The organism is Pseudomonas sp. QE6 (assembly GCF_041379005.1).
Classification (GTDB): Bacteria; Pseudomonadota; Gammaproteobacteria; order Pseudomonadales; family Pseudomonadaceae; genus Pseudomonas.
On record NZ_CP166873.1, the window covers coordinates 4718942 to 4741548 of the forward strand.

Annotated in this window: 23 protein-coding genes; 5 read left to right on the forward strand and 18 right to left on the reverse strand. The window is 63.4% G+C overall.

The features are described from left to right. Positions 1-54 precede the first annotated feature (54 nt). The 3 genes from ACAW63_RS21505 to ACAW63_RS21515 are packed head-to-tail and all read right to left on the reverse strand — an operon-like array spanning position 55 to position 2222. Positions 55-1302 carry an MFS transporter gene (locus ACAW63_RS21505; protein ID WP_371228553.1) on the reverse strand — a complete coding sequence of 416 codons (1248 nt, stop codon included), beginning with the start codon at positions 1300-1302 and terminating at the stop codon, positions 55-57. Continuing rightward, complete coding sequence (locus tag ACAW63_RS21510) at positions 1303-1749, reverse strand: PaaI family thioesterase (RefSeq protein ID WP_371228555.1); 447 nt, start codon at positions 1747-1749, stop codon at positions 1303-1305. After that, positions 1746-2222 (reverse strand): PaaI family thioesterase, encoded by a 477-nt coding sequence (locus ACAW63_RS21515; protein ID WP_275611395.1) that lies wholly within the window; start codon positions 2220-2222, stop codon positions 1746-1748. The genes ACAW63_RS21510 and ACAW63_RS21515 overlap by 4 nt, the downstream gene beginning before the upstream one ends. 160 nt (positions 2223-2382) lie before the next feature. Between ACAW63_RS21515 and ACAW63_RS21520 the strand changes: the two genes are divergently transcribed. Continuing rightward, complete coding sequence (locus ACAW63_RS21520) at positions 2383-2604, forward strand: hypothetical protein (RefSeq protein ID WP_275611394.1); 222 nt, start codon at positions 2383-2385, stop codon at positions 2602-2604. 207 nt (positions 2605-2811) lie between these two features. On the opposite strand, the gene ACAW63_RS21525 is transcribed toward ACAW63_RS21520, so the two are convergent. From ACAW63_RS21525 to sdhC, 11 genes are all read right to left on the reverse strand, one after another. Continuing rightward, complete coding sequence (locus ACAW63_RS21525) at positions 2812-3567, reverse strand: DUF599 domain-containing protein (RefSeq protein ID WP_275611393.1); 756 nt, start codon at positions 3565-3567, stop codon at positions 2812-2814. Between the two features lie 148 nt (positions 3568-3715). Then, complete coding sequence (gene brnQ, locus ACAW63_RS21530; protein ID WP_371228559.1) at positions 3716-5029, reverse strand: branched-chain amino acid transport system II carrier protein; 1314 nt, start codon at positions 5027-5029, stop codon at positions 3716-3718. 484 nt (positions 5030-5513) lie between these two features. Then, positions 5514-6395 carry a succinate--CoA ligase subunit alpha gene (gene sucD / locus ACAW63_RS21535; RefSeq protein WP_254475735.1) on the reverse strand — a complete coding sequence of 294 codons (882 nt, stop codon included), beginning with the start codon at positions 6393-6395 and terminating at the stop codon, positions 5514-5516. Next, complete coding sequence (gene sucC, locus ACAW63_RS21540; RefSeq protein ID WP_043251340.1) at positions 6395-7561, reverse strand: ADP-forming succinate--CoA ligase subunit beta; 1167 nt, start codon at positions 7559-7561, stop codon at positions 6395-6397. Before sucC ends, sucD begins: the two co-directional genes overlap by 1 nt. A 160-nt stretch (positions 7562-7721) precedes the next feature. Then, positions 7722-9158 carry a dihydrolipoyl dehydrogenase gene (gene lpdA / locus ACAW63_RS21545; protein ID WP_371228563.1) on the reverse strand — a complete coding sequence of 479 codons (1437 nt, stop codon included), beginning with the start codon at positions 9156-9158 and terminating at the stop codon, positions 7722-7724. Positions 9159-9239: 81 nt separating this feature from the next. Next, positions 9240-10490, reverse strand: a complete 1251-nt coding sequence (gene odhB / locus ACAW63_RS21550) for a 2-oxoglutarate dehydrogenase complex dihydrolipoyllysine-residue succinyltransferase (RefSeq protein WP_371228566.1) — start codon at positions 10488-10490, stop codon at positions 9240-9242. A gap of 42 nt (positions 10491-10532) precedes the next feature. Then, positions 10533-13364 (reverse strand): 2-oxoglutarate dehydrogenase E1 component, encoded by a 2832-nt coding sequence (locus ACAW63_RS21555; RefSeq protein ID WP_371228568.1) that lies wholly within the window; start codon positions 13362-13364, stop codon positions 10533-10535. A 245-nt stretch (positions 13365-13609) separates the two neighbouring features. Next, positions 13610-14317 carry a succinate dehydrogenase iron-sulfur subunit gene (locus tag ACAW63_RS21560; RefSeq protein WP_343573293.1) on the reverse strand — a complete coding sequence of 236 codons (708 nt, stop codon included), beginning with the start codon at positions 14315-14317 and terminating at the stop codon, positions 13610-13612. 11 nt (positions 14318-14328) lie between these two features. Beyond that, positions 14329-16101 (reverse strand): succinate dehydrogenase flavoprotein subunit, encoded by a 1773-nt coding sequence (gene sdhA / locus ACAW63_RS21565; RefSeq protein ID WP_371228571.1) that lies wholly within the window; start codon positions 16099-16101, stop codon positions 14329-14331. A 3-nt stretch (positions 16102-16104) separates the two neighbouring features. Then, on the reverse strand, positions 16105-16473 hold the full coding sequence (sdhD, locus tag ACAW63_RS21570; protein ID WP_371228573.1) for a succinate dehydrogenase, hydrophobic membrane anchor protein: 369 nt from the start codon (positions 16471-16473) through the stop codon (positions 16105-16107). After that, positions 16467-16853 (reverse strand): succinate dehydrogenase, cytochrome b556 subunit, encoded by a 387-nt coding sequence (gene sdhC / locus ACAW63_RS21575; protein WP_275611385.1) that lies wholly within the window; start codon positions 16851-16853, stop codon positions 16467-16469. The genes sdhD and sdhC overlap by 7 nt, the downstream gene beginning before the upstream one ends. Positions 16854-17205: 352 nt before the next feature. Between sdhC and gltA the strand changes: the two genes are divergently transcribed. Beyond that, positions 17206-18492 carry a citrate synthase gene (gltA, locus tag ACAW63_RS21580; RefSeq protein ID WP_207883036.1) on the forward strand — a complete coding sequence of 429 codons (1287 nt, stop codon included), beginning with the start codon at positions 17206-17208 and terminating at the stop codon, positions 18490-18492. A 111-nt stretch (positions 18493-18603) separates the two neighbouring features. Here gltA and ACAW63_RS21585 read toward each other — a convergent pair whose 3' ends face one another. Both ACAW63_RS21585 and ACAW63_RS21590 read right to left on the reverse strand, forming a co-directional pair. Next, positions 18604-19212: an START domain-containing protein gene (locus tag ACAW63_RS21585; protein WP_371234747.1), complete on the reverse strand. Its 609-nt coding sequence runs from the start codon at positions 19210-19212 to the stop codon at positions 18604-18606. Positions 19213-19324: 112 nt separating this feature from the next. Continuing rightward, entirely contained in the window at positions 19325-19579 is a 255-nt protein-coding gene (locus tag ACAW63_RS21590) for a YkgJ family cysteine cluster protein (RefSeq protein WP_371228577.1), read from the reverse strand. Between the two features lie 172 nt (positions 19580-19751). Here ACAW63_RS21590 and ACAW63_RS21595 point away from each other — a divergent pair, with 172 nt between their 5' ends. Further along, positions 19752-20093: a DMT family protein gene (locus ACAW63_RS21595; RefSeq protein WP_275611382.1), complete on the forward strand. Its 342-nt coding sequence runs from the start codon at positions 19752-19754 to the stop codon at positions 20091-20093. Between the two features lie 38 nt (positions 20094-20131). Here ACAW63_RS21595 and ACAW63_RS21600 read toward each other — a convergent pair whose 3' ends face one another. Next, positions 20132-21010 (reverse strand): NAD(P)-dependent oxidoreductase, encoded by an 879-nt coding sequence (locus tag ACAW63_RS21600; protein ID WP_371228580.1) that lies wholly within the window; start codon positions 21008-21010, stop codon positions 20132-20134. Between the two features lie 103 nt (positions 21011-21113). On the opposite strand from ACAW63_RS21600, the gene ACAW63_RS21605 reads away from it, so the two are divergent. Together ACAW63_RS21605 and ACAW63_RS21610 are read left to right on the forward strand one after the other, a co-directional pair. Then, a complete protein-coding gene (locus tag ACAW63_RS21605; protein WP_275611380.1) occupies positions 21114-21665 on the forward strand; it encodes an exonuclease domain-containing protein in 552 nt (183 codons plus the stop codon). A 111-nt stretch (positions 21666-21776) separates the two neighbouring features. Beyond that, positions 21777-22058 (forward strand): pyrimidine/purine nucleoside phosphorylase, encoded by a 282-nt coding sequence (locus ACAW63_RS21610; RefSeq protein WP_275611379.1) that lies wholly within the window; start codon positions 21777-21779, stop codon positions 22056-22058. 115 nt (positions 22059-22173) lie between these two features. Here ACAW63_RS21610 and ACAW63_RS21615 read toward each other — a convergent pair whose 3' ends face one another. Further along, positions 22174-22590: a VOC family protein gene (locus tag ACAW63_RS21615; RefSeq protein WP_371228583.1), complete on the reverse strand. Its 417-nt coding sequence runs from the start codon at positions 22588-22590 to the stop codon at positions 22174-22176. Positions 22591-22607: the final 17 nt, after the last annotated feature.

Sequence of the window (22607 nt, forward strand, 5' to 3'; positions counted from 1 at the left end):
GATGTCAGCGAGATGGGGGCTTCCTGAACGAATTCAAGGGTTTGCCCCGAAGACTCATTGCGCGAGTAATTCGATGCTGACCACTTCGCTGGGGCGCAGGACGTAACTCGCCTCCCCCGCGCCGCTCAGGCTGTGGCGAATGACCAGGCGACCGTCAGCGTCCAGACCGACGAAAACCCCATCGGCTGTGCGCCCCTGTTCGGTCTGGACGCGCACCCGGCGATTGGCGAAGTGCTCCGGCGCGGCCTGCAGGCGCTGCAGTGCAATCAACCCGACCTCCAGCGCAGCCGGTGACTGGCCGGCCGTCGGTTCGACAGGCTGGGGCTCTGGCTGCGCCGGGGCCGGTGCCGGGCTTTCGACCAGGCGCGGATATTTGTCGCCCTTGACCCCCCAACCCCGGCTATCGGTCTTGGCCAGGGTGAGCGACAGCGTCTGTGGCTCGCCACCGGCACTGAAGCTGACGGGCACCTCCAGCACCGACCGCTGGGTGTCCAGCCGGGGCAATCGGGCCAGCTCGATATCGCGTCGAGCGAAGCGCCGTTGCAGGTAGTCGCGCACCACATAGGCCAGGGTGTCCTGGGAACCGACGCGGGTATCCACCTGCCCGTCGCGGTAGCGCAGGTGATTGGTGTACAGCTCGACCTTTCCACTCAGGGTGGTCTGCATCTGTGCGGGAAGCACCAGGTGGAAGTCGCCGACCATGCGGTTGGGCGCTTCCGGTTGCAGATCCAGGTGCAGGCTGTAGCCCCGCGCGATACGGACAGCCTCGGGCAGGTCCCGGCCGGGAGCCAGCCAGCTGATTTCCACCTCCGGCAAGATGCCGGAATCGTTGGGTAGTACATCCAGCCGCAAGGGCCCGTCGACTGCGGCAGGCAAATGAATGCGCACTTCGCGGTGCGCGTAGAAGTCCTGCCCTTCCCGCAGGCTCAGCACTCCGTCGATCAGCTCGGCCTGTTCGGGCGCAAACGGCTTGCCATTCAGCTCACCGCGCAACTGGATGGCCAGTTCCGGCTTGGCGACCTGTTCGGGCCGCAACCAATCGAGACGCAGGATGGCTTCCAGGCGCGCGCTGTCGTGGACCGCCAGCAACGTCAGGCCGACCACCAGCGGGATGCAACCCAGGCCGCCGAGCATCACCGAACTGCGCGCCTGCATCCAGTGACGCAGGATGAACACCAGCGCCAACGGCGGCACCAGGCTGGCGAGTCCCCAGAACAGGCTGCGGCCGAAGGCCTGCATGACCAGCCAGACGTAGCCGGCGAGGATCAGCAGCAGCCCCAGCAGGATCAGCAGGGTATCCATTCAGGCACCGTCGACCTTGAAGTGGGCCCGTGCGGTGGCGATGGGTTCGGCGCGGGTGGTCTGCCAGGCGGTGATCGCCACGTTGGCCACCCGCCGTCCCTGTCGCCATACCTGGCATTGCGCGTAGGTATCGCGGAAATGCCCGGCGCGCAGGTAATCGATGGAGAAGTCGATGATCTTGGGCATGTGCGGAAGGCTCATGAACATCAGCAGGTGCAGCAGCGCGGAATGTTCCATGAAGCCGGCGATGACGCCGCCGTGCAATGCCGGCAGGGTCGGGTTGCCGATGTTGTCGGGGTTGGCCGGCAGGTGGAAGATCGCGTCGTCGCCCAGGCGCAGGCAGCGGATGCCGATCAGCTTGGCATAGGGAATCGACTCGATCAGCCCGTCGCAATTCTTGCTTTCGTGGGCTTCGCGCACCAGTTGCTCGATGCTCGGCGTGCTCATGCGCTGGCCTCCCCGTCGACACTGCGCTTCACGCTGCCGGCGGAAACCGCCTTGCCCATGCGCATGAAGGTGCCGACCACGTGGGCGATCGGCTCGGACGGGTCGTCCTGGTAGGCGATGCCACGGGTGAAGATGATGTTCGGGGTCACCCGGTAGCACTCGGCGAAACCGAACACATCCTTGCCGGGCTCGGCCGGGTGCATGTAGTCGATACGCAGGTCCAGGGTGGGGCAGATCTCGAATTGCGGCAGCACGCAGACGGTGGAGATGCCGCAGGTGGTGTCCATCAGCGTGGTGATCGCCCCGCCATGAATGACGCCGGTTTCCGGATTGCCGACGATGGCAGCGCTGTACGGCAGGCGCAGCGTCAGGCCGGAAGTGTCGGCGGCATGGGCGCTGATGCCGAGCAACTGGCAATGGCGCAACGCCGAAAGAAAGCGCTGGGCGCGCTCAAGAATGGGGTTTTCACTCATGGCGTGGGCGACCGAATGACTGCACGGGCCCGCATCATACCCCGCCCCCTGCCACACCTACAGTGATGAAAACCTACGCTGTAGGAATATTCGTTGAACTTATTCGATGGTCGCTTGCTCAAAGGGCTATCACCAGGAAAGCCGCACATGGAGGCTCCACATGAAAAAAACCCTTCCCCTCGCTCTGATGCTGATCGCCGGTCTGGGTCTTGCCGCCTGCGGCAAGAAAGAAGAGCCGAAAGCGCCGGCTGCGCCCGCCGCTACTGAGCAGCCGGCCACCCCGGCACCGACGACTCCGCCGGCGCCTGAAGCCGCCCCGGCTGCACCGGCAGCCCCGGCTACCGCGCCGCAGGAGCCCGCAGGCGAAGAGCAGAAGCAGTAAGAGCCTGTTCACGATCTCGCGAGCTAGAGCAGAACAAGGCAAAAACAGGCGAGGAAGCGGAGTTTACGAGTTGTAAATGAGCATTCCGAGCCTGTTTTTAACGCAGTTATGCCGACGCGCAGCAGATCGTGAGCTGGCGATAAGCCGCTTCTCGCGTTGTACAGCACAAGGCCCGCATTCGCGGGCCTTGTCGCATCCGGCGTCAGCTCAGGCCGGGATATCGTCGTCGCGCGGGGCGTCCGCCTGGGGCGTCGGCGTGTAGACCATCACATGCAGCACGCGGGAATGGAACTCGCGCTGGTACAGCACCCCCACTACTCCGGCGGTCACCAGCATGAAGATCAGCGGGTTGATGAACCAGGCGAGCATCGCCAGGCCGAAGTAGTAGGTACGCAGGCCCTGGTTGAACTGGTGCGCCGCCAGCGACACCACGCGCGCCGCGCGCTCGGCGTACATCTTGCGCTCCTGCTCGCCGACGCTGCGCTCCCCCACCATCGGCGCGGAAGCCACCAGCACCGCCGCGAAATTGTATTGCCGCATGCACCAGCTGAAGGTGAAGAAGGCATAGACGAACACCACCGCCAGGCAGAGCAGCTTCAGCTCCGACAGCCCGCGGGTCGGCGGCGCCACGAACGGCAGGTCGGCCAGCACCGAGATGGTGCGTTCGGCGGAGCCCAGCAGGGTCAGGATGCCGGCGAGGATGATCAGGGTGCTGGAAGCGAAGAACGACGCGTTGCGCTCCAGATTGCCGATCACGCTGGCGTCGGCCACGCGGTTGTCGCGCAGCAGCAGCCGGCGCATCCAGTCCTGACGGTAGAGGTGCAGCACGCTGGCCAGGCAGGCGGTATCGCGGGCCTTGGCCTTGGCATAGCGGGTGTAGCCGATCCAGCAGACAAGGAACCAGAGGATGGCGAACAGGTTCCACAGGTACTGGATATCGAACAGGTCGACGACGTCGGTCATGCTTGTCCTTGCGTGAAGTTTTGAAGGAATACGCGGCGGATAGACGCCAGATATGCGGATAAAGACACGGTCTGTAATCTTGTAGAAGACCATGCAGACATGAAAAAGGCCGCCTTGTGGGCGGCCTTTTTCGTTTGCACGGCGGGCGTCAGGCCATCGCTTCCTGGGGCTTGCCCAGCAGACGATCGAGCACTGCCATCGCGGCCAGCATGACCACCGACGGGATCAGCCAGGCGAGGCCCTGCTCGGCCAGCGGCAGATGCTCCATCCAGACCGGCATCCAGGCGTCGAGCTTGGCGCCCTTCAGCGCGTCGATGATGCCGAAGACGAAGGAGATCACCATCACCGGGGCGACGATGCGCGTCTGCGAACGCCACAGGCTGGCGCAGAAGCTCAGCGCCACCAGCACGATGCACGGCGGATAGATGGCGGTCAGTACCGGGATCGAGAACTGGATGAGCTTGGTCAGGCCCAGGTTCGACACCAGCAGCGAGAACGCCGCGAGGATGATCACCAGGCTGCGGTACGACAGCGGCAGGATGCGGCAGAAGTACTCGGCGCAGGCGCAGGTCAGGCCCACGGCGGTGACCAGGCAGGCCAGCGCGATCAGCACGGCCAGGAAGGTGCTGCCCAGCGAGCCGAAGGTGTGCTGCACGTAGGCGTGCAGGACGGCGGCGCCGTTGCTGGCGCCGGCGGCGATGTCATGGCTGCCCGCGCCCAGGCGGAACAGGCTGATGTACACCAGCGCCAGGCCTACCCCGGCGATCAGGCCGGCGATGATGGCGTAGCGGGTGATCAGGCGCGGCGACTGCACGCCACGGGAACGGATCGCGTTGACGATGACGATGCCGAAGACCAGCGCGCCGAGGGTATCCATGGTCAGGTAGCCATTGACGAAGCCCTGGGAGAACGCGGCGGCCTGGTAGGCCGGCTCCGCGCTGCCGATGGGGCCGGCCGGCAGCATGAAGGCGGCGATGCCCAGGGCGGCCAGAGCGATGATCTTCAGCGGCGCGAGGAAGCGGCCGACGGTATCGAGCAGCTTGCCCGGATACAGGGAGATCACCAGCACCACCAGGAAGTACACCAGGCTGTAGAGGAACAGCGGCAGAGCGCCCTCCCCGGTCAGCGGCGCCAGGCCTACCTCGAAGGAGACGGTAGCGGTGCGCGGGGTGGCGAACAGCGGACCGACCGACAGGTAGCAGACAGCCGCCAGCAGCCCACCCGCGACGCGACCGATCGGGTGGCTGAGGGTGTCCATCGCCCCGCCGACCTTGGCCAGCGCGACCACGGTGATCACCGGCAGGCCGACCGCGGTGATCAAAAAGCCCAGCGCCGCCATCCAGACGTGCGGTCCGGACTGCAAGCCCACGATGGGCGGGAAGATGATGTTGCCCGCGCCGACGAACAGGGCGAAGGTCATAAAGCCAAGTGCCAGGATGTCCTGGCCTTTCAAAACGTTCATGAAGGGAAATACCACAGTGCTGAAACGGTTACGTGGTCTCCCAGGGCACAACGACCGTACAGACGTGACAAAGCCGCATCGAACGGGCTTGGCTGACTCACTTGGGGCGAGCCTGCGCATCCTGTGATGCTGCTGTCATTCCGGTACGGAGGATTGTTCTTGGAAGTCCGATAGCAGAGGTTTTCCATGAGCTCGTGGCCCGGTTGCATCCTGCATGCTGGTGACGCGCCATCCATGACGGTCAGGAATCGCCGTCACTCCGGGTAGGAGATGACGGTGAGCGAGCCTTCCCTTGTGGGGAACGCGACGCTTCAGATAGTTGCTAGCCTAACGATCCATTCCGATGAACTGCACTGACGTACGTCAGATAGTCCGAGGAATGAACGGGAGTGTCGCCTGATCGAAACTTTGTCCGATGCAGGCAAAATGACAGGGGCCACCCGAAGGTGGCCCCTGCACAGCTAACGGTCGGTAAGCGAGACGCTTACTTGACCGCCCAGCCGGTCAGCTCGGCCAGGGCCTTGCCGATGTCAGCCAGGGAACGCACGGTTTTCACGCCAGCGTCCTGCAGGGCAGCGAACTTCTCGTCCGCAGTGCCCTTGCCACCGGAGATGATGGCGCCCGCGTGGCCCATGCGCTTGCCGGGCGGTGCGGTAACACCAGCGATGTAGGACACCACCGGCTTGGTCACGTTGGCCTTGATGTAGGCAGCGGCTTCTTCTTCAGCCGAACCACCGATTTCGCCGATCATGACGATGGCTTCGGTTTTCGGGTCTTCCTGGAACAGCTTCAGGATGTCGATGAAGTTGGAGCCCGGGATCGGGTCACCGCCGATGCCCACGCAGGTGGACTGGCCGAAGCCGGCGTCGGTGGTCTGCTTCACGGCTTCGTAGGTCAGGGTGCCGGAACGCGACACGATGCCTACCTTGCCCGGCAGGTGGATGTGACCCGGCATGATGCCGATCTTGCACTCGCCGGGGGTGATCACGCCCGGGCAGTTCGGGCCGATCAGGCGAACGCCGAGTTCGTCGCACTTGACCTTGGCGTCCAGCATGTCCAGGGTCGGGATGCCTTCGGTGATGCAGACGATCAGCTTGATACCGCCGAAGGCCGCTTCCAGGATCGAGTCCTTGCAGAACGGAGCCGGAACGTAGATGACCGAGGCTTCAGCGCCGGTGGCCGCTACGGCTTCCTTGACGGTGTCGAACACCGGCAGGCCCAGGTGAGTGGTGCCGCCCTTGCCGGGGGTCACGCCGCCGACCATCTTGGTGCCGTAGGCGATGGCCTGTTCGGAGTGGAAGGTGCCCTGCGAGCCGGTGAAGCCCTGGCAGATGACCTTGGTGTCTTTGTTGATCAGGATGCTCATTACTTACCCTCCGCGGCCTTGACGACTTGCTGGGCAGCGTCGGTCAGGCTGGTCGCCGCGATGATGTTCAGACCGCTTTCGGCCAGTACCTTGGCGCCGAGTTCGGCGTTGTTGCCTTCCAGACGGACGACAACCGGAACTTTCACACCAACTTCCTTCACGGCACCGATGATGCCTTCGGCGATCATGTCGCAGCGGACGATGCCGCCGAAGATGTTCACCAGAACGGCAGCGACGTTGCTGTCGGAGAGGATGATCTTGAACGCTTCGGTCACGCGCTCCTTGGTCGCACCGCCGCCAACGTCGAGGAAGTTGGCCGGCTTGCCGCCGTGGAGGTTGACGATGTCCATGGTGCCCATGGCCAGGCCAGCGCCGTTGACCATGCAGCCGATGTTACCTTCCAGAGCGACGTAGTTCAGTTCCCACTTCTGCGCATGGGCTTCACGAGCGTCGTCCTGGGACGGGTCGTGCATGGCGCGCAGCTTGGGCTGACGGTACATGGCGTTGGAGTCGATGTTGATCTTGGCGTCCAGGCAGTGCAGGTTGCCGTCTTTCTTGATCACCAGCGGGTTCACTTCCAGCAGCGCCAGGTCGTAGTCCTGGAACAGCTTGGCCAGGCCAACGAAGATGTGAACGAACTGCTTGATCTGGTCGCCTTTCAGGCCCAGCTGGAAGGCCAGCTCGCGGCCCTGGAACGGCTGAGCGCCGACCAGCGGGTCGATGGTGGCCTTCAGAATCTTCTCGGGAGTGTCGTGAGCGACTTTCTCGATGTCCACGCCACCTTCGGTGGAGGCCATGAAGACGATGCGACGGCTGGAACGGTCGACAACGGCGCCGAGGTACAGCTCCTTGTCGATGTCGGTGCAGGATTCCACCAGGATCTTGCTGACCGGCTGGCCGTTGGCGTCAGTCTGGTAGGTCACCAGACGCTTGCCCAGCCAGTTGGCGGCGAACGCCTTGGCGTCCTCTTTGCTCTTGACCAGCTTCACACCGCCCGCTTTACCGCGGCCACCAGCGTGTACCTGGGCCTTAACGACCCACTCGGTACCACCGATCTTTTCACAGGCTTCTGCGGCCTCTTCGGGTGTGTCGACGGCGAAGCCCTTGGATACGGGCAGGCCGTACTCAGCGAACAGCTGCTTACCCTGATATTCGTGGAGATTCATGCTTGTCTACCGTTTTCGTCTTGGGTATTGCGCATAAGGCGCGGCGCTCGTGGCACCACGCCACCTGTGACCGAGTCCCCCTCAGGGGAGAAACGATCCGGCGAGGTGGGCGGCAGCCCCTCGCAAAAGACTGCCGCCCTCCCCGCCGTGGTCCCGTTCCTTAGCGCTTCTTGCGGTTGGCGATGTGGATGGCGTGGCCATTCACTGCCAGGGCCGCTTCGTGCAGCGCTTCGGACAGAGTCGGGTGGGAGAAGACCATCATGCCCAGGTCTTCGGCACTGGTGCCGAATTCCATGCCGATCGCGCCCTGCTGAACCAGCTCGGCGGCGCTCGGGCCGATCACGTGGACGCCCAGTACGCGGTCGGTCTTGGCATCGGCGATGACCTTGACCAGGCCGGTGGTGTCGTTGGCAGCCATGGCGCGGCCGCTGGCGGCGAACGGGAAGGTGCCGACGTTGACTTCAACGCCTTCGCCCTTGAGCTGCTGCTCGGTCTTGCCGACCCATGCGATTTCCGGGTGGGTGTAGATCACCGACGGAATCAGGTCGTAGTTCATCTGGGCCTTGTGGCCGGCGATGCGCTCGGCAACCATCACGCCCTCTTCCGAGGCCTTGTGCGCCAGCATGGCGCCGCGGACTACGTCACCGATGGCGTAGACGCCCGGAACGCTGGTCTTGCAGTGGTCGTCGACGTAGATGAAGCCACGCTCGTCCAGGGTCACGCCGCTGTCGGCGGCCAGCAGGTCGGTAGTGACCGGGCGACGGCCCACGGCCACGATCAGCTTGTCGAAGGTTTCCTTCTGCTCGCCGTTGGCGTCGGTGAAGGTCACGGTGACCTGCTTCTTCTTCACTTCCGAACCGGTGACGCGAGCGCCCAGGCGGATGTTCAGACCCTGCTTGGTGAGAACCTTCAGGGCTTCCTTGGCGACCTGCTCGTCGGCGGCCGGGAGGAACTTGTCCAGGGCTTCCAGGACGGTGACTTCCGCGCCCAGGCGAGCCCAGACCGAACCCAGCTCCAGACCGATGACGCCAGCGCCGATCACGCCCAGCTTCTTCGGCACGCTCTGGAATTCCAGGGCGCCGGTGGAGTCGACGATCACGTCGTCGGTCAGCGGGGCCGGCGGAATTTCAACCGGCTTGGAGCCCGAAGCGATGATGATGTTCTCGGCTTCCAGGATCTCGACCTTGCCGTCCAGGCCGGTCACTTCGACCTGCTTGTTGGCCAGGACCTTGCCGTGGCCTTCGAAGGAGGTCACGCCATTGGCCTTGAACAGGGTAGCGATGCCGCCGGTCAGGTTCTTCACGATGTTGGCCTTGCGGGCAACCATCGCCGGAACGTCCATCTTCACGCCGCCAGTGGAGATACCGTGGACCTCAAAGCCCTCTTTGGCTTCCTTGTACTTCCAGGAGCTGTCCAGCAGTGCCTTGGACGGAATGCAGCCTACGTTCAGGCAGGTACCGCCGAGGGCAACCTTGCCCTCTTTACCGATGTACTTCTCGATGCAGGCGGTCTTCAGGCCGAGTTGGGCGGCACGAATGGCGGCTACATAACCGCCGGGGCCGGCACCAATCACAACCACGTCGAATTTCTGGCTCATATCTCAATCCTTATTCCGGTGAAGCGGACGGCCCCTCTCGGGGCCGTCATGTAGTACGGGGCCGTCGTGTGAATTGACGAATCAGACGTCCAGCAGCAGGCGAGCCGGATCTTCCAGCAGATCCTTCATGGTGACCAGGAAGCTTACCGCTTCCTTGCCGTCGATCATGCGGTGATCGTAGGACAGCGCCAGGTACATCATCGGCAGGATGACCACCTGGCCGTTAACGGCCATCGGGCGCTCCTGGATCTTGTGCATGCCGAGGATGGCGGTCTGCGGCGGGTTGACGATCGGAGTCGACAGCAGGGAACCGAATACGCCACCGTTGGAAATGGTGAAAGTACCACCGGTCATGTCTTCGATGGACAGCTTGCCGTCTTTGGCTTTCTTGCCGAAGGTGGCGATGCCGTTCTCGATCTCGGCCAGGCTCATGAACTCGGCGTTACGCAGTACCGGAACGACCAGACCGCGGTCGCTGGATACGGCGACACCGATGTCCTGGTAGCCGTGGTAGACGATGTCGTTGCCGTCGATCGAGGCGTTGACGCCCGGGAAGCGCTTCAGGGCTTCGGTGGCGGCCTTGACGAAGAAGGACATGAAGCCCAGGCGAACGCCGTTGTGCTTCTTCTCGAACAGGTCCTTGTACTTGTTGCGCAGGTCCATGATCGGCTTCATGTTGACTTCGTTGAAGGTAGTCAGCATGGCCATGGAGGACTGGGCTTCGACCAGACGCTCGGCAACCTTGGCGCGCAGGCGGGTCATCGGCACGCGCTTCTCGACGCGATCGCCAGCGGCGAACACCGGAGCTTCGGCGGCCGGAGCGGCAGCCTTGGCAGCCGGCGCAGCAGCCGGGGCATTCTTCTTGGCTTCAACGGCAGCGACGACGTCTTCCTTGGTGACGCGACCGCCCTTGCCGGTGCCGGCCAGGCTGTTCGGATCGATGCCGTTTTCTTCGGCGAGCTTGCGAGCGGCCGGCGACAGGATGTTGTCGTCAGCGGCAGCAGCCGGGGCAGCGGCGGCCGGGGCGGCGGCCGGGGCGGCGGCCGGGGCGGCGGCCGGAGCTGCGGCAGCAGCCGGAGCGGCAGCGGCGGCACCGCCTTCGCTCAGCTTGCCCAGCAGTTCGTTGGAGAGAACGGTGTCGCCCTCGCCCTTGACGATCTCAGCCAGGACGCCATCAGCCTCGGCGAGCACTTCGATCACGACCTTGTCGGTTTCGATGTCGACGATCAGTTCGTCACGCTTGACGGCCTCACCGACCTTCTTGTGCCAGGTTGCAACGGTGCCGTCGGCAACCGATTCCGGGAAGGTTGGGGCTTTGATTTCGATAGCCATTATGTGTGTTTCCTTAAATTCGGTATCAACTGCGCGTTGGCGTTAAACGGTGAAGGCGTCCTGCAGCAGTTTTTCCTGCTGCTCGGCGTGCATCGAAGCGTAGCCGCAAGCCGGAGCTGCGGAGCCTTCGCGGCCCGCGTATTCCAGGTTGAGACCTTTCTTGTGCGCGGCGATGACACGACGCATGTGGTGCTGCGAGCAGTACCAGGCGCCCTGGTTCATCGGCTCTTCCTGGCACCAGACGATGTGCTTGAGGTTCTTGTACTGCGACAGCACCTCGGCCAGATCGTCCTCCGGGAACGGATAGAGCTGCTCCAGACGCACAATCGCGACGTCCTCGCGGCCTTCCGCACGGCGCTTCTCCAGCAGGTCGTAGTACACCTTGCCGCTGCACAGCACGATGCGGTCGACCTTCTTCGGATCCAGGTTGTCGATCTCGCCGATCACGGTCTGGAACGAGCCGTTGGCCAGATCTTCCAGGGTCGAGATGGCCAGCTTGTGGCGCAGCAGCGACTTCGGAGTCATCACGATCAGCGGCTTGCGCAGCGGACGGATCACCTGGCGACGCAGCATGTGGTAGACCTGGGCCGGAGTGGTCGGCACGCAGACCTGGATGTTCTGCTCGGCGCACAGCTGCAGGTAACGCTCCAGGCGAGCGGAGGAGTGCTCCGGACCCTGGCCTTCGTAACCGTGCGGCAGCAGCATGGTCAGGCCGCAGAGGCGCTGCCACTTGGTCTCGCCACTGGTGATGAACTGGTCGATCACGACCTGCGCACCGTTGGCGAAGTCACCGAACTGGGCTTCCCAGATCACCAGCGCGTTCGGCGTGGTGGTGGCGTAGCCGTATTCGAAGGCCAGTACGGCTTCCTCCGAGAGGTAGGAGTCGTACAGGCTGACGCGCGGCTGGCCGTCGAACAGGTGAGCCAGCGGGATGTAGACCGAGTCGTCCTTCTGGTTGTGCAGCGCCGCGTGGCGGTGCGAGAAGGTGCCGCGGCCGACGTCCTGACCGGTCATGCGTACCGGGTGACCTTCGAACAGCAGGGTGGCGTAGGCCAGGTTCTCGGCGAAGCCCCAGTTGATCGGCATGCCACCGGCAGCCATCTTCGCGCGGTCTTCGTAGATCTTCTGCACCTGACGCTGCATGACGAAGCCGTCCGGGGTCTCCAGCAGCTTGGCGGACAGGTCCTGCAGGGTCTTCAGGTCGAAGCGGGTGTCGTGACGCGCGGTCCAGGCATGGCCCACGTACGGACGCCAGTCGACGAAGAGTTCCTTGTTGGGCTCCTTCACCAGGCTCTTCACCACGTGCTGGCCGTTGTCGAGAGCGTCGCGGTATTCGTCGACCTTCTCCTGGGCCTGCGCGGCGGTCTGCACGCCGGCTGCGATCAGCGCGTCGGCATACAGGTCACGGGTGGTGCGCTGCTTGGCGATCTGCTGGTACATCAGCGGCTGGGTGCCGCTCGGCTCGTCGGCCTCGTTGTGGCCGCGACGACGGTAGCAGACCAGGTCGATGACCACGTCACGCTTGAACTGCATGCGGTAGTCGACGGCCAGCTGGGTCACGAACAGGACCGCTTCCGGATCGTCGCCGTTCACATGGAAGATCGGCGCCTGGATCATCTTGGCCACGTCGGTCGCGTACTCGGTGGAGCGAGCGTCGTCCTGGCGGCTGGTGGTGAAGCCCACCTGGTTGTTGATCACGATGTGGATGGTGCCGCCCGTCTTGTAAGCACGGGTCTGCGACATCTGGAAGGTCTCCATGACCACGCCCTGCCCCGCGAAGGCGGCATCGCCGTGGATGGAGATCGGCACGACCTTGTCGCCGCTGCCATCTTTACGACGGTCCTGGCGGGCGCGTACCGAGCCCTCGACCACCGGGGAAACGATTTCCAGGTGCGAGGGGTTGAACGCCAGGGCCAGGTGGACTTCGCCGCCGGTGGTCATGACGTTGGAGGAGAAGCCCTGGTGGTACTTCACGTCGCCCGAGCCCAGCTCGACCAGCTTCTTGCCTTCGAACTCGTCGAAGAGGTCGCGCGGATTCTTGCCCAGGGTGTTGACCAGGACGTTCAGGCGGCCACGGTGGGCCATGCCGATGACGATTTCCTTGACGCCGTAGGAGCCGGAGCGCTGGATGATCTCGTCGACCATCGGGATCAGGCTCTCGCCGCCTTCCAGACCGAAACGCTTGGTGCCCGGGTACTTGGTGCCCAGGTATTTCTCCAGGCCTTCGGCAGCGGTCAGGCGCTCCAGCAGGTGGGAACGGGCGTCGGCGGAGTAAGCCGGACGGCCGCGCACGCTTTCCAGACGCTGGGCGAACCAGTGGCGCTGCTCGGAATCGACGATGTGCATGAACTCGGCGCCGATGGTGCTGCAGTAGGTCTGCTTCAGGGCGTCGAGGATTTCGCGAAGGGTAGCCTCTTCCTTGCCGATGTAGAGCTCACCGGTACGGAAGGTGGTGTCGAGGTCTGCAGCAGTAAGCCCGTAATGTTCGAGCGACAGATCGGAGGGAGCGGTACGCACCCAGAGACCCAGCGGATCGAGCGACGCAGCCTGATGCCCACGCAGACGGTATGCCAGGATCAGACGCAGGACTTCGACCTGCTTCTTCTCGTGCTCGGTGCTTACGCTGCCAGCGGAAACAGGCGCGGCGCGGCGCTGGTTCTTGGCCAGGAGTACGAAATGATCACGGATGGAGGAATGCGAGACGTCGGGGGCGGGATTGCCGTCGGCGGGGAGCTTCTGGAAGTACGTGCGCCACTCTTCTGGCACAGCGTTCGGGTCGTGCAGGTAGAGCTCGTAGAGCTCTTCGACGTAGGCAGCGTTACCACCGGATAGATGGGCACTGTTCCACATCCGCTGCATTACGCTTTCGTGCATGCTTGGTCACCCTCGGTAAGGGGACTCCACCTGAGAAATCCTTGGCTTGAAGTCATACGCAGCGACTTCTAGCCACCGATTCCCGCAGATAGTCCGGGTACCAGCCCGGATGCCCCTGCTGGTCATATATACGTTTTCAAGTCAGGACCCCCGCTTTGTGGGCTTGGGTCCGCAGTACTGCACCGCCGGATTGTTCCGGCGGCGCAGGTGTTGCTCTTGCAGTGACTCGTGGCTTGGGCCGCGAATCAGGTGCCGCTTTGCAGCAGCATGTTACGTACGTGACCGATCGCCTTGGTCGGGTTCAGACCCTTCGGGCAGACGTTCACGCAGTTCATGATCCCGCGGCAGCGGAATACGCTGAACGGGTCATCCAGCGAAGCCAGACGCTCTTCGGTCTTGGTGTCGCGACTGTCGGCCAGGAAGCGGTAGGCCTGCAGCAGCGCAGCGGGACCGAGGAACTTGTCGGGGTTCCACCAGAACGACGGGCAGGAGGTCGAGCAGCAGGCGCACAGGATGCACTCGTACAGACCGTCCAGCTTCTCGCGCTGTTCCGGAGTCTGCAGACGCTCGATGGCCGGGGCCGGAGTATCGTTCTGCAGGAACGGCTTCACCTTCTCGTACTGCTTGTAGAAGATGCTCATGTCGACGACCAGGTCACGGATCACCGGCAGGCCCGGCAGCGGACGCAGCACCAGCTTGCCACCCTTGAGGCCGGCGGCCGACAGCGGAGTGATGCAGGCCAGGCCGTTCTTGCCGTTGATGTTCATGCCGTCGGAACCGCAGACGCCTTCACGGCAGGAGCGACGGTAGGAGAAACCTTCGTCCTGTTCCTTGATCAGCGCCAGCACGTCCAGGACCATCACGTCCTTGCCGTCGGTATTGACCTGGAAGTCCTGCATGTACGGCGCAGCGTCCTTCTCAGGGTTGTAGCGGTAAACACTCACTTGCAACATGGCGGGCACCCTTAGTAAGTACGAACCTTGGGTTCGAATGCCGGAACAGTCTTCGGCGCGAAGTTGACGGAACGCTTGGCAACGCGCTTCTCACCCGGGAAGTACAGGGTGTGGCACAGCCAGTTCTCGTCGTCGCGCTCCTCGAAGTCTTCGCGGGCATGGGCGCCGCGGGACTCTTTGCGATGCTCGGCGGCGATCGCAGTGGCTTCGGCCACTTCGAGGAGGTTCTGCAGTTCCAGCGCTTCGATACGCGCGGTGTTGAAAGCCTGGCTCTTGTCGTTGATCTTGACCTGGGCGATGCGCTCGCGCAGTTCAGCCAGTTGAGCGATGCCCTTCTGCATGTATTCGCCGGTACGGAATACACCGAAGTAGTTCTGCATGCACGATTGCAGCTCGCGCTTGAGCGGGGCGACTTCTTCGCCGCTGGTGCGCTCGTTCACGCCGTTCAGGCGCTTGTACGAAGCTTCCAGGTCGCTCTCGGAGGCGCCGCGGTGCTCGATGCCCTCTTTCAGGGCCTTTTCCAGGTGCAGACCGGTTGCGCGGCCGAAGACCACCAGGTCGAGCAGCGAGTTGCCGCCCAGACGGTTGGCACCGTGTACCGATACGCAAGCCACTTCACCGACCGCGAACAGACCTTCGACGATCTGGTCGTTGCCGTTGGCGTCCTGGGTCAGGGCCTGGCCATGGATGTTGGTGGCAACGCCGCCCATCATGTAGTGGCAGGTCGGGATAACCGGGATCGGGGCAACGACCGGGTCGACGTGGGCGAAGGTCTTGGACAGTTCGCAGATGCCGGGCAGGCGGCTGTGCAGAACTTCCTCGCCGAGGTGGTCGAGCTTCAGCAGCACGTGGTCCTTGTTCGGGCCCACGCCGTTGCCGGCGATCACTTCCTTGACCATGGAGCGGGCAACCACGTCGCGGCCGGCCAGGTCCTTGGCGTTCGGAGCGTAACGCTCCATGAAGCGCTCGCCATGGGCGTTGATCAGGTAACCACCCTCACCACGGCAGCCTTCGGTGACCAGTACACCGGCGCCGGCGATGCCGGTCGGGTGGAACTGCCACATTTCGATGTCCTGGACCGGTACGCCAGCGCGCAGGGCCATGCCCACGCCGTCGCCGGTGTTGATCAGGGCGTTGGTGGTGGAGGCGTAGATACGGCCGGCACCGCCAGTGGCCAGTACCACGGCCTTGGAGCGGATGTAGACGGTTTCGCCGGTCTCGATGCAGATGGCGATGATGCCGACGACGTGACCGTCCTGGTTCTTCACCAGGTCGACCGCGTACCACTCATTAAGGAAGGAGGTACCGTTCTTCAGGTTGGCCTGATAGAGGGTGTGCAGCAGCGCGTGACCGGTACGGTCAGCGGCGGCGCAGGTACGGGCAGCCTGACCACCCTTGCCGAAGTCCTTGGACTGGCCACCGAACGGACGCTGGTAGATGCGGCCCTGCTCGGTACGGGAGAACGGCAGACCCATGTGTTCCAGTTCGAACACGGCTTCCGGGCCGACGGAGCACATGTATTCGATCGCGTCCTGGTCACCGATGTAGTCGGAGCCCTTGACGGTGTCGTACATGTGCCAGCGCCAATCGTCGTTCGGGTCGGCCGAAGCGATGGCGCAGGTGATGCCGCCCTGGGCGGATACGGTGTGCGAACGGGTCGGGAAGACCTTGGTCACCACGGCAGTCTTGTGGCCGCCCTGGGCCAGTTGCAGCGCGGCACGCATGCCGGCGCCGCCGCCACCAACGATGATGGCGTCGAAAGAAAGAGTACGGTTGCTAGCCATGGATCAGTTACCCCAGAGAATCTGCACACCCCAGACGAAGAATGCGAACATGGCCATGCCGCATACTGCCTGGACGAGGAAACGCACGACGGTCGCGGCTTTGCCGAGGGCCATCGGAGTCAGGTAGTCGGTAGTGATGGTCCACATGCCGACCCACGCGTGCACGCTCAGGGCAACCAGCGTCAACAGGCTGAAGATCTTCATCAGGCTGTGAGAGAACAGACCACGCCACTCCGCGTACGAGATGTTCGGGTGCGCGATCAGGTAACCCAGCAGGAACAGAACATAAGCCGCGAGAACGACCGCGGAAACGCGTTGAGCCATCCAGTCATAGAGGCCGGAACGCGAGAAGTTAGTGACGTTAGTTACCATACCCAGACCCCCGCCAGAACGATCAGTACCACTGCAACAGCGAGTACGATTTTCGAACCACGCTTACCGCCTTCCAGCGTTTCACCGACACCCGCGTCCATGACGAGGTGACGAACACCGGCTACCAGGTGGTACAGCAGCGCAGACAGCAGGCCCCAGATCACCAGTTTGGCCAACGGATTGGCCAGACACGCCTTCACCTGCTCGAAGCTTTCTTCCGATGCGAGGGACTTGTCGAGTGCGAACAGCAGCACGGCAATGCCCACGAACAGGATGACGCCAGAGATGCGGTGGAGAATGGACGTGTAAGCGGTGACAGGGAGTTTGATGGTCCTTAGGTCTAGGTTTACAGGTCGTTTGCTATTCACGGCTTTTTTCACACTGAGAGCCCTTTAGGAGCAGGGCTAGTTGTCGGGAGGTGCACTTGTCAGGTACCCATCACCTTCGGGAGTGACAACCACCAATCAAGCAAGGCCGGACGGCCCTTGGCGGCTGGTCGCCGAGTATAGACAGTTAGGCCCCTAATGACAACGGAAAGACCTTCACCTAAGGACTAATTGCCGCACCCCCCTAAAAGGCGTAAACAGGCAATTTTTTTCGCCAAAACAGAGGCTTGGAGGAGCCGATATCGTCCGATTGTGCAAATTGACATTCGGATTTATCTCTCTATAGTGGTGCGGGCCCTGCGTGGGGGGTCGTACAGATGATTTCAAGCATAAATAGGAGGCCTACATGGCTGACAAAAAAGCGCAGTTGATCATCGAGGGCGCAGCCCCCGTCGAACTGCCTGTCCTCTCCGGCACGCTGGGTCCCGACGTTGTCGATGTTCGCGGCCTGACCTCCACCGGCCACTTCACGTTCGACCCCGGCTTCATGTCCACCGCCTCCTGCGAGTCGAAGATCACCTTCATCGATGGTGATAAAGGTGTCCTGCTGCACCGTGGCTACCCGATCGAGCAGCTCGCCGAGAACTCCGACTACCTGGAAACCTGCTACCTGCTGCTCAAGGGCGAACTGCCCACCGCCGAGCAGAAGGAACAATTCGTCGGCACCATCAAGAACCACACCATGGTTCATGAGCAGCTGAAGACCTTCTTCAACGGCTTCCGCCGTGATGCGCACCCGATGGCCGTGATGTGCGGCGTGATCGGTGCCCTCTCCGCCTTCTATCACGACTCCCTGGACATCAATAATCCGAAGCACCGGGAAGTCTCGGCGCATCGCCTGATCGCCAAGATGCCGACCATCGCCGCCATGGTGTACAAGTACTCCAAGGGCGAGCCGATGATGTACCCGCGCAACGACCTGAACTATGCAGAAAACTTCCTGCATATGATGTTCAATACCCCCTGCGAGACCAAGCCGATCAGCCCCGTGCTGGCCAAGGCCATGGACCGCATCTTCATCCTGCACGCCGACCACGAGCAGAACGCCTCCACCTCCACCGTACGCCTGGCAGGCTCCTCGGGCGCCAACCCGTTCGCCTGTATCGCCTCGGGCATCGCCGCCCTGTGGGGCCCGGCTCACGGCGGTGCGAACGAAGCCGTTCTGCGCATGCTGGACGAGATCGGTGACGTCTCGAACATCGAGAAGTTCGTGGCCAAGGCCAAGGACAAGAACGATCCGTTCAAACTGATGGGCTTCGGCCACCGCGTGTACAAGAACTTCGACCCGCGCGCCAAGGTCATGAAGCAGACCTGCGACGAGGTTCTCCAGGAGCTGGGCATCAACGACCCGCAGCTGGAACTGGCCATGAAGCTGGAAGAAATCGCCCGCCACGACCCCTACTTCGTGGAGCGCAACCTCTACCCGAACGTGGACTTCTACTCCGGCATCATCCTGAAGGCCATCGGCATTCCGACCAGCATGTTCACCGTGATCTTCGCCCTGGCACGTACCGTGGGCTGGATCTCGCACTGGCAGGAAATGCTCTCCGGCCCGTACAAGATCGGCCGTCCGCGCCAGCTGTACACCGGCAGCGCCCAGCGCGACTTCGTGTCCCTCAAGGACCGCAAGTAAGCGCCACGGCGTGATGAAAAAGGCTGCTTCGGCAGCCTTTTTTATTGCCTTTGAACAAAGAGCAATAAAAAGCCGCCCGAAGGCGGCTTCTTTCATAAGGGCAAACAGCGCTTACTTCTTCTCGGCAGCGCTGCGCAGGCCCTTCAGGGTGTTCATCGGCGCATCGACCACGAAGCTGTTGGCCAGCCAGGACGGAATGCTGCCGCCCGGTTCGGTCTGCACCTGGTAGGTTACCTCGGTCACGCCGGCAGCCTTGGGCACCAGCTTCCACTCGCCGATCAGTTTCGGCACGCGGATTTCACCCTTCTCTTCCGGAATGTAGGTCGGCTCGGCCTTCAGGTGGCGGATCAGGCCACCATCGGCGGTCTTCTCGGTGGTCGCGTGGATCACCACGTCACGCCCGGTCACCGGCCACGGCATGTCGATCTTCGAGTAGGTCCAGGTGTCAGCGCCCTCGCTCTTGAGCAGACGCATCTCGCCGCAGGCGTGAATCCACTTGCAGGAGCCCTTGACGTCTTCCTGCAGGGCGTTGATGGTCGCCACGTCGGCCTTGATGTCGACGACGCCACGGTAGGCCTTGTACTTGGAGCCCGGCACGCTGCTCAGGTAGACCTTGACGCCATCCTCGTCCTTGGCCAGCTGCCAGTCTTCCGCCATCGCGGTCCCGGTCAGCCCCATCACGGCAGTGGCCAGCAGGGTCATACGCAGTACACCACGCATCGTCATACCTCTCTTTATTCTTGGTTTGTCGGGCACGCTCGCCCTTCGGAATCCGCGGTCTTGAGCGGAATGGGGCTCAGTATGGCCCCTAAAATCGTGACCTCCAAGTCACTCAGGCCGCGGTGATCCGCTCCCATTCGGTGAGGATGCGCAGGGCCTGCTCGTTGCTCTGGCCGCAGGCCTCGGGGTCGGCATCGAATGCCGAGCAGACGGCTGGCCGGCGCGCGTCGCCGAACAGCTTGCAGAGGTTGCGCTCGTCCAGTTGCACACAACGCACGCCCGCCGGCTTGCCATCGGGCATACCGGGAATGGGCGAGGAAATCGACGGCGCGATGCAACAGGCGCCACAGCCGATACGGCACTGCATCAGGAGACTCTCGAGTCGGACGCCCGCTCAGGCGGGCGAGCTGGTAGAAACGGGCGTCGAGGATATAGCCCGCCGCGCTCGCCGCCAAGCCGGCCGGATCGGTGGCCCGGACCTTCCTGTCTCACCACGCATCCATTAGGCTTCGCACACCTCTCAGATGGAGCTCTTCACCATGCCGGTCTGGCTGCAAACCACCTTCCTCCTGGTGCTTTCCAACCTGTTCATGACTTTCGCCTGGTACGGCCATCTGAAGACCCTCAACACCAAGCCGTGGATAGTCGCGGCGCTGGTCAGCTGGGGGATCGCGCTGTTCGAATACCTGTTGCAGGTACCGGCCAACCGCATCGGCTACACAGCACTATCGGTCGGACAACTGAAGATCATGCAGGAAGTGATCACCCTGGCGGTGTTCGTACCCTTCAGCGTGTACTTCATGCAGCAACCGTTGAAGCTCGATTACCTGTGGGCCGGCCTCTGCCTGCTCGGCGCGGTGTACTTCATCTTCCGCGCCTGAGAGCGAACGGGTGCCGGCGCTCACGGCACCCTGCCCGCTCAGGACTGCGGGCCGTCCTTGAGACGGGTGATCAGGCTGGAGGTATCCCAGCGCCCGCCTCCAGCGGCCTGCACCTCGGCGTAGAACTGGTCCACCAGCGCGGTGACCGGCAACTGGGCGCCGTTGCGGCGCGCCTCGTCGAGCACCATGCCCAGGTCCTTGCGCATCCAGTCCACCGCGAAGCCGAAGTCGAAGCGCCCCTCCAGCATGCTCTGGTGGCGGTTCTCCAGTTGCCAGGACTGCGCCGCGCCCTTGCTGATCACTTCCATGGCGGCCATGCCATCGAGGCCTGCGCTGCGGGCGAAGTGCAGGGCTTCCGAGAGCCCTTGCAGCAGGCCGCCAACACAGATCTGGTTGACCATCTTGGTCAACTGGCCGCTGCCCACGGGCCCCATCAGCCGCACCATCCGTGCGTAGGTGGCGATTACCGACTCGGCACGCTTGAAGATCAGCGGATCGCCACCGACCATCACCGTCAGCGCACCGTTCTCAGCCCCCGCCTGACCGCCGGACACCGGTGCATCGAGGAAGCCCAGCTCTCGCTCCGCCGCCAGCACCGCCAGCTCGCGGGCGACCTGCGCCGAGGCGGTAGTGTGATCGACCAGCACCGCGCCCGGCTGCATGCCCGCCAGCGCGCCATTCTCGCCCAGCGTCACGCTGCGCAGGTCGTCGTCGTTGCCCACGCAGCACATCACGAACTCCGCCCATTGCGCCGCCTCGCGGGGCGTCGCCGCCGAGCTGCCGCCGAACTGCTCGACCCAACGCGCCGCCCGCGACGCCGTGCGGTTGTACACGCACACCTCGTGCCCCTCGCGCTGCAGGTGACCCGCCATGGGGTACCCCATCACGCCCAGACCGATGAAAGCGACTTTTGCCATGCCCTACCCCTCGCCATCGAAAGGCGCTGAGCCTAGCACAGCGGTTTGCCGGCCCTGAAAAGCCCTTCCATACTGCGGAGACCCTCATCCGCGAGCATCCACTATGCCCCACTGGCTGGTGATCGACCTGGAAGCCACCACCGAGGAAGGCGGCTGGCCGGTCGAAGAAATGGAAATCATCGAAATCGGCGCAACGCTCGTCGCCGAGGCCGACGGCCGCGAGCTGGATCACTTCCAGCGCTTCGTCCGGCCACAGCGCCGGCCGCTGCTGACCAGCTTCTGCCGCGAACTCACCCACATCAGCCAGGCCAACGTCGATGCGGCGGCGCCCTTGCGCGAGGTCTGGCCACAGTTCGAACGCTGGCTCGCGCAGCACAGCCCGCGCCTGGCCGGCTGGACCAGCTGGGGCGACTACGACCGCCACCAGCTTGAGATCGAATGGCGCAGGCAGAGCCTGGACAGCCATCTCGCCCGCGTGCCGCACATCAACCTCAAGCAACGCTTCGCCGAGGCCCGCCAACTGAAACGCCCGGTCGGCCTGAATGCCGCATTGCACCTGGCCGGCCTGCACTTCCAGGGGCAACAGCACCGCGCCCTGGAGGACGCCCGCAACACCGCCCGCCTGCTGCCGCTCGCCCTGCCGGTCACCAGCTGAATCCAGGGTTCGCTGCCGACCGCACGGTCCCCTGCTGCGCCTCTAGTGACGCCGCCTGCGCCCTTGGGCATACTGGCCAGCCCTTTTTCACCCCTCTAGCAGGAGAAGCCCATGTTCAAGGTCAACGAGTACTTCGACGGCACCGTCAAATCCATCGCCTTCGACATGACCGCAGGCCCGGCCACCATCGGCGTGATGGCCCCCGGCGAATACGAATTCGGCACCAGCCAGCTGGAAGTGATGCACGTCGTCGCCGGCGCGCTGACCGTCAAGCTGCCGGGCAGCGACAACTGGGAAACCTTCGCCGCCGGCAGCAAGTTCACCGTGCCGGCCAACAGCAAGTTCCAGCTGAAGGTCGCCCAGGACACCGCCTACCTCTGCGAATACCGCTGAGTTCGGCGCGCCATGAAAAAAACCGGCCCCGGTGGCCGGTTTTTTATTGCCCGCAATATCGAGGGCGAGCATGACCTTGCAGGAGCGAGCCTGCTCACTCCTGCAGGTGCCCGGATCAGGCGTCCTTCTCGCAATTGATCAGCCAGGGCACCCCGAAGCGATCCTCCAGCGAGCCGAACAGCGCGGCCCAGAAGGTCTGCTCCAGCGGCATGGTCACCTTGCCGCCCCTGCTCAGGGCGTCGAAGATGCGCCGGGCCTCGGCCTTGCTATCGACATTGAGGGTGATCGAGCACCCCTTCACCCCTTCGTACGTGCCGCACTGGGGCGATGCGTCCGAACCCATCAGCACGTGACCGTCCACCTCCAGGCGCACGTGGATGATGCGATTCTTCATCTCGGCCGGCATGTCTTCGCAGCCCGGCGCGTCGGAGAAGCGCATCAGCGCCGGCAGCTTGCCGTTCAGCACTTCGGCGTAATAACGGAAGGCTTCTTCGCAATTGCCGTTAAAGGTGAGGTAGGCATTCATCAACATGGTGGTTTCCTCCGATT

Coding starts and splice junctions, on each gene's coding strand:
- ACAW63_RS21505 (WP_371228553.1), bottom strand. CDS start 1,302: ATGGATACCCTGCTGATCCTGCTGGGGCTGCTGCTGATCCTCGCCGGC.
- ACAW63_RS21510 (WP_371228555.1), bottom strand. CDS start 1,749: ATGAGCACGCCGAGCATCGAGCAACTGGTGCGCGAAGCCCACGAAAGC.
- ACAW63_RS21515 (WP_275611395.1), bottom strand. CDS start 2,222: ATGAGTGAAAACCCCATTCTTGAGCGCGCCCAGCGCTTTCTTTCGGCG.
- ACAW63_RS21520 (WP_275611394.1), top strand. CDS start 2,383: ATGAAAAAAACCCTTCCCCTCGCTCTGATGCTGATCGCCGGTCTGGGT.
- ACAW63_RS21525 (WP_275611393.1), bottom strand. CDS start 3,567: ATGACCGACGTCGTCGACCTGTTCGATATCCAGTACCTGTGGAACCTG.
- brnQ (WP_371228559.1), bottom strand. CDS start 5,029: ATGAACGTTTTGAAAGGCCAGGACATCCTGGCACTTGGCTTTATGACC.
- sucD (WP_254475735.1), bottom strand. CDS start 6,395: ATGAGCATCCTGATCAACAAAGACACCAAGGTCATCTGCCAGGGCTTC.
- sucC (WP_043251340.1), bottom strand. CDS start 7,561: ATGAATCTCCACGAATATCAGGGTAAGCAGCTGTTCGCTGAGTACGGC.
- lpdA (WP_371228563.1), bottom strand. CDS start 9,158: ATGAGCCAGAAATTCGACGTGGTTGTGATTGGTGCCGGCCCCGGCGGT.
- odhB (WP_371228566.1), bottom strand. CDS start 10,490: ATGGCTATCGAAATCAAAGCCCCAACCTTCCCGGAATCGGTTGCCGAC.
- ACAW63_RS21555 (WP_371228568.1), bottom strand. CDS start 13,364: ATGCACGAAAGCGTAATGCAGCGGATGTGGAACAGTGCCCATCTATCC.
- ACAW63_RS21560 (WP_343573293.1), bottom strand. CDS start 14,317: ATGTTGCAAGTGAGTGTTTACCGCTACAACCCTGAGAAGGACGCTGCG.
- sdhA (WP_371228571.1), bottom strand. CDS start 16,101: ATGGCTAGCAACCGTACTCTTTCTTTCGACGCCATCATCGTTGGTGGC.
- sdhD (WP_371228573.1), bottom strand. CDS start 16,473: ATGGTAACTAACGTCACTAACTTCTCGCGTTCCGGCCTCTATGACTGG.
- gltA (WP_207883036.1), top strand. CDS start 17,206: ATGGCTGACAAAAAAGCGCAGTTGATCATCGAGGGCGCAGCCCCCGTC.
- ACAW63_RS21585 (WP_371234747.1), bottom strand. CDS start 19,212: ATGCGTGGTGTACTGCGTATGACCCTGCTGGCCACTGCCGTGATGGGG.
- ACAW63_RS21590 (WP_371228577.1), bottom strand. CDS start 19,579: ATGCAGTGCCGTATCGGCTGTGGCGCCTGTTGCATCGCGCCGTCGATT.
- ACAW63_RS21595 (WP_275611382.1), top strand. CDS start 19,752: ATGCCGGTCTGGCTGCAAACCACCTTCCTCCTGGTGCTTTCCAACCTG.
- ACAW63_RS21600 (WP_371228580.1), bottom strand. CDS start 21,010: ATGGCAAAAGTCGCTTTCATCGGTCTGGGCGTGATGGGGTACCCCATG.
- ACAW63_RS21605 (WP_275611380.1), top strand. CDS start 21,114: ATGCCCCACTGGCTGGTGATCGACCTGGAAGCCACCACCGAGGAAGGC.
- ACAW63_RS21610 (WP_275611379.1), top strand. CDS start 21,777: ATGTTCAAGGTCAACGAGTACTTCGACGGCACCGTCAAATCCATCGCC.
- ACAW63_RS21615 (WP_371228583.1), bottom strand. CDS start 22,590: ATGTTGATGAATGCCTACCTCACCTTTAACGGCAATTGCGAAGAAGCC.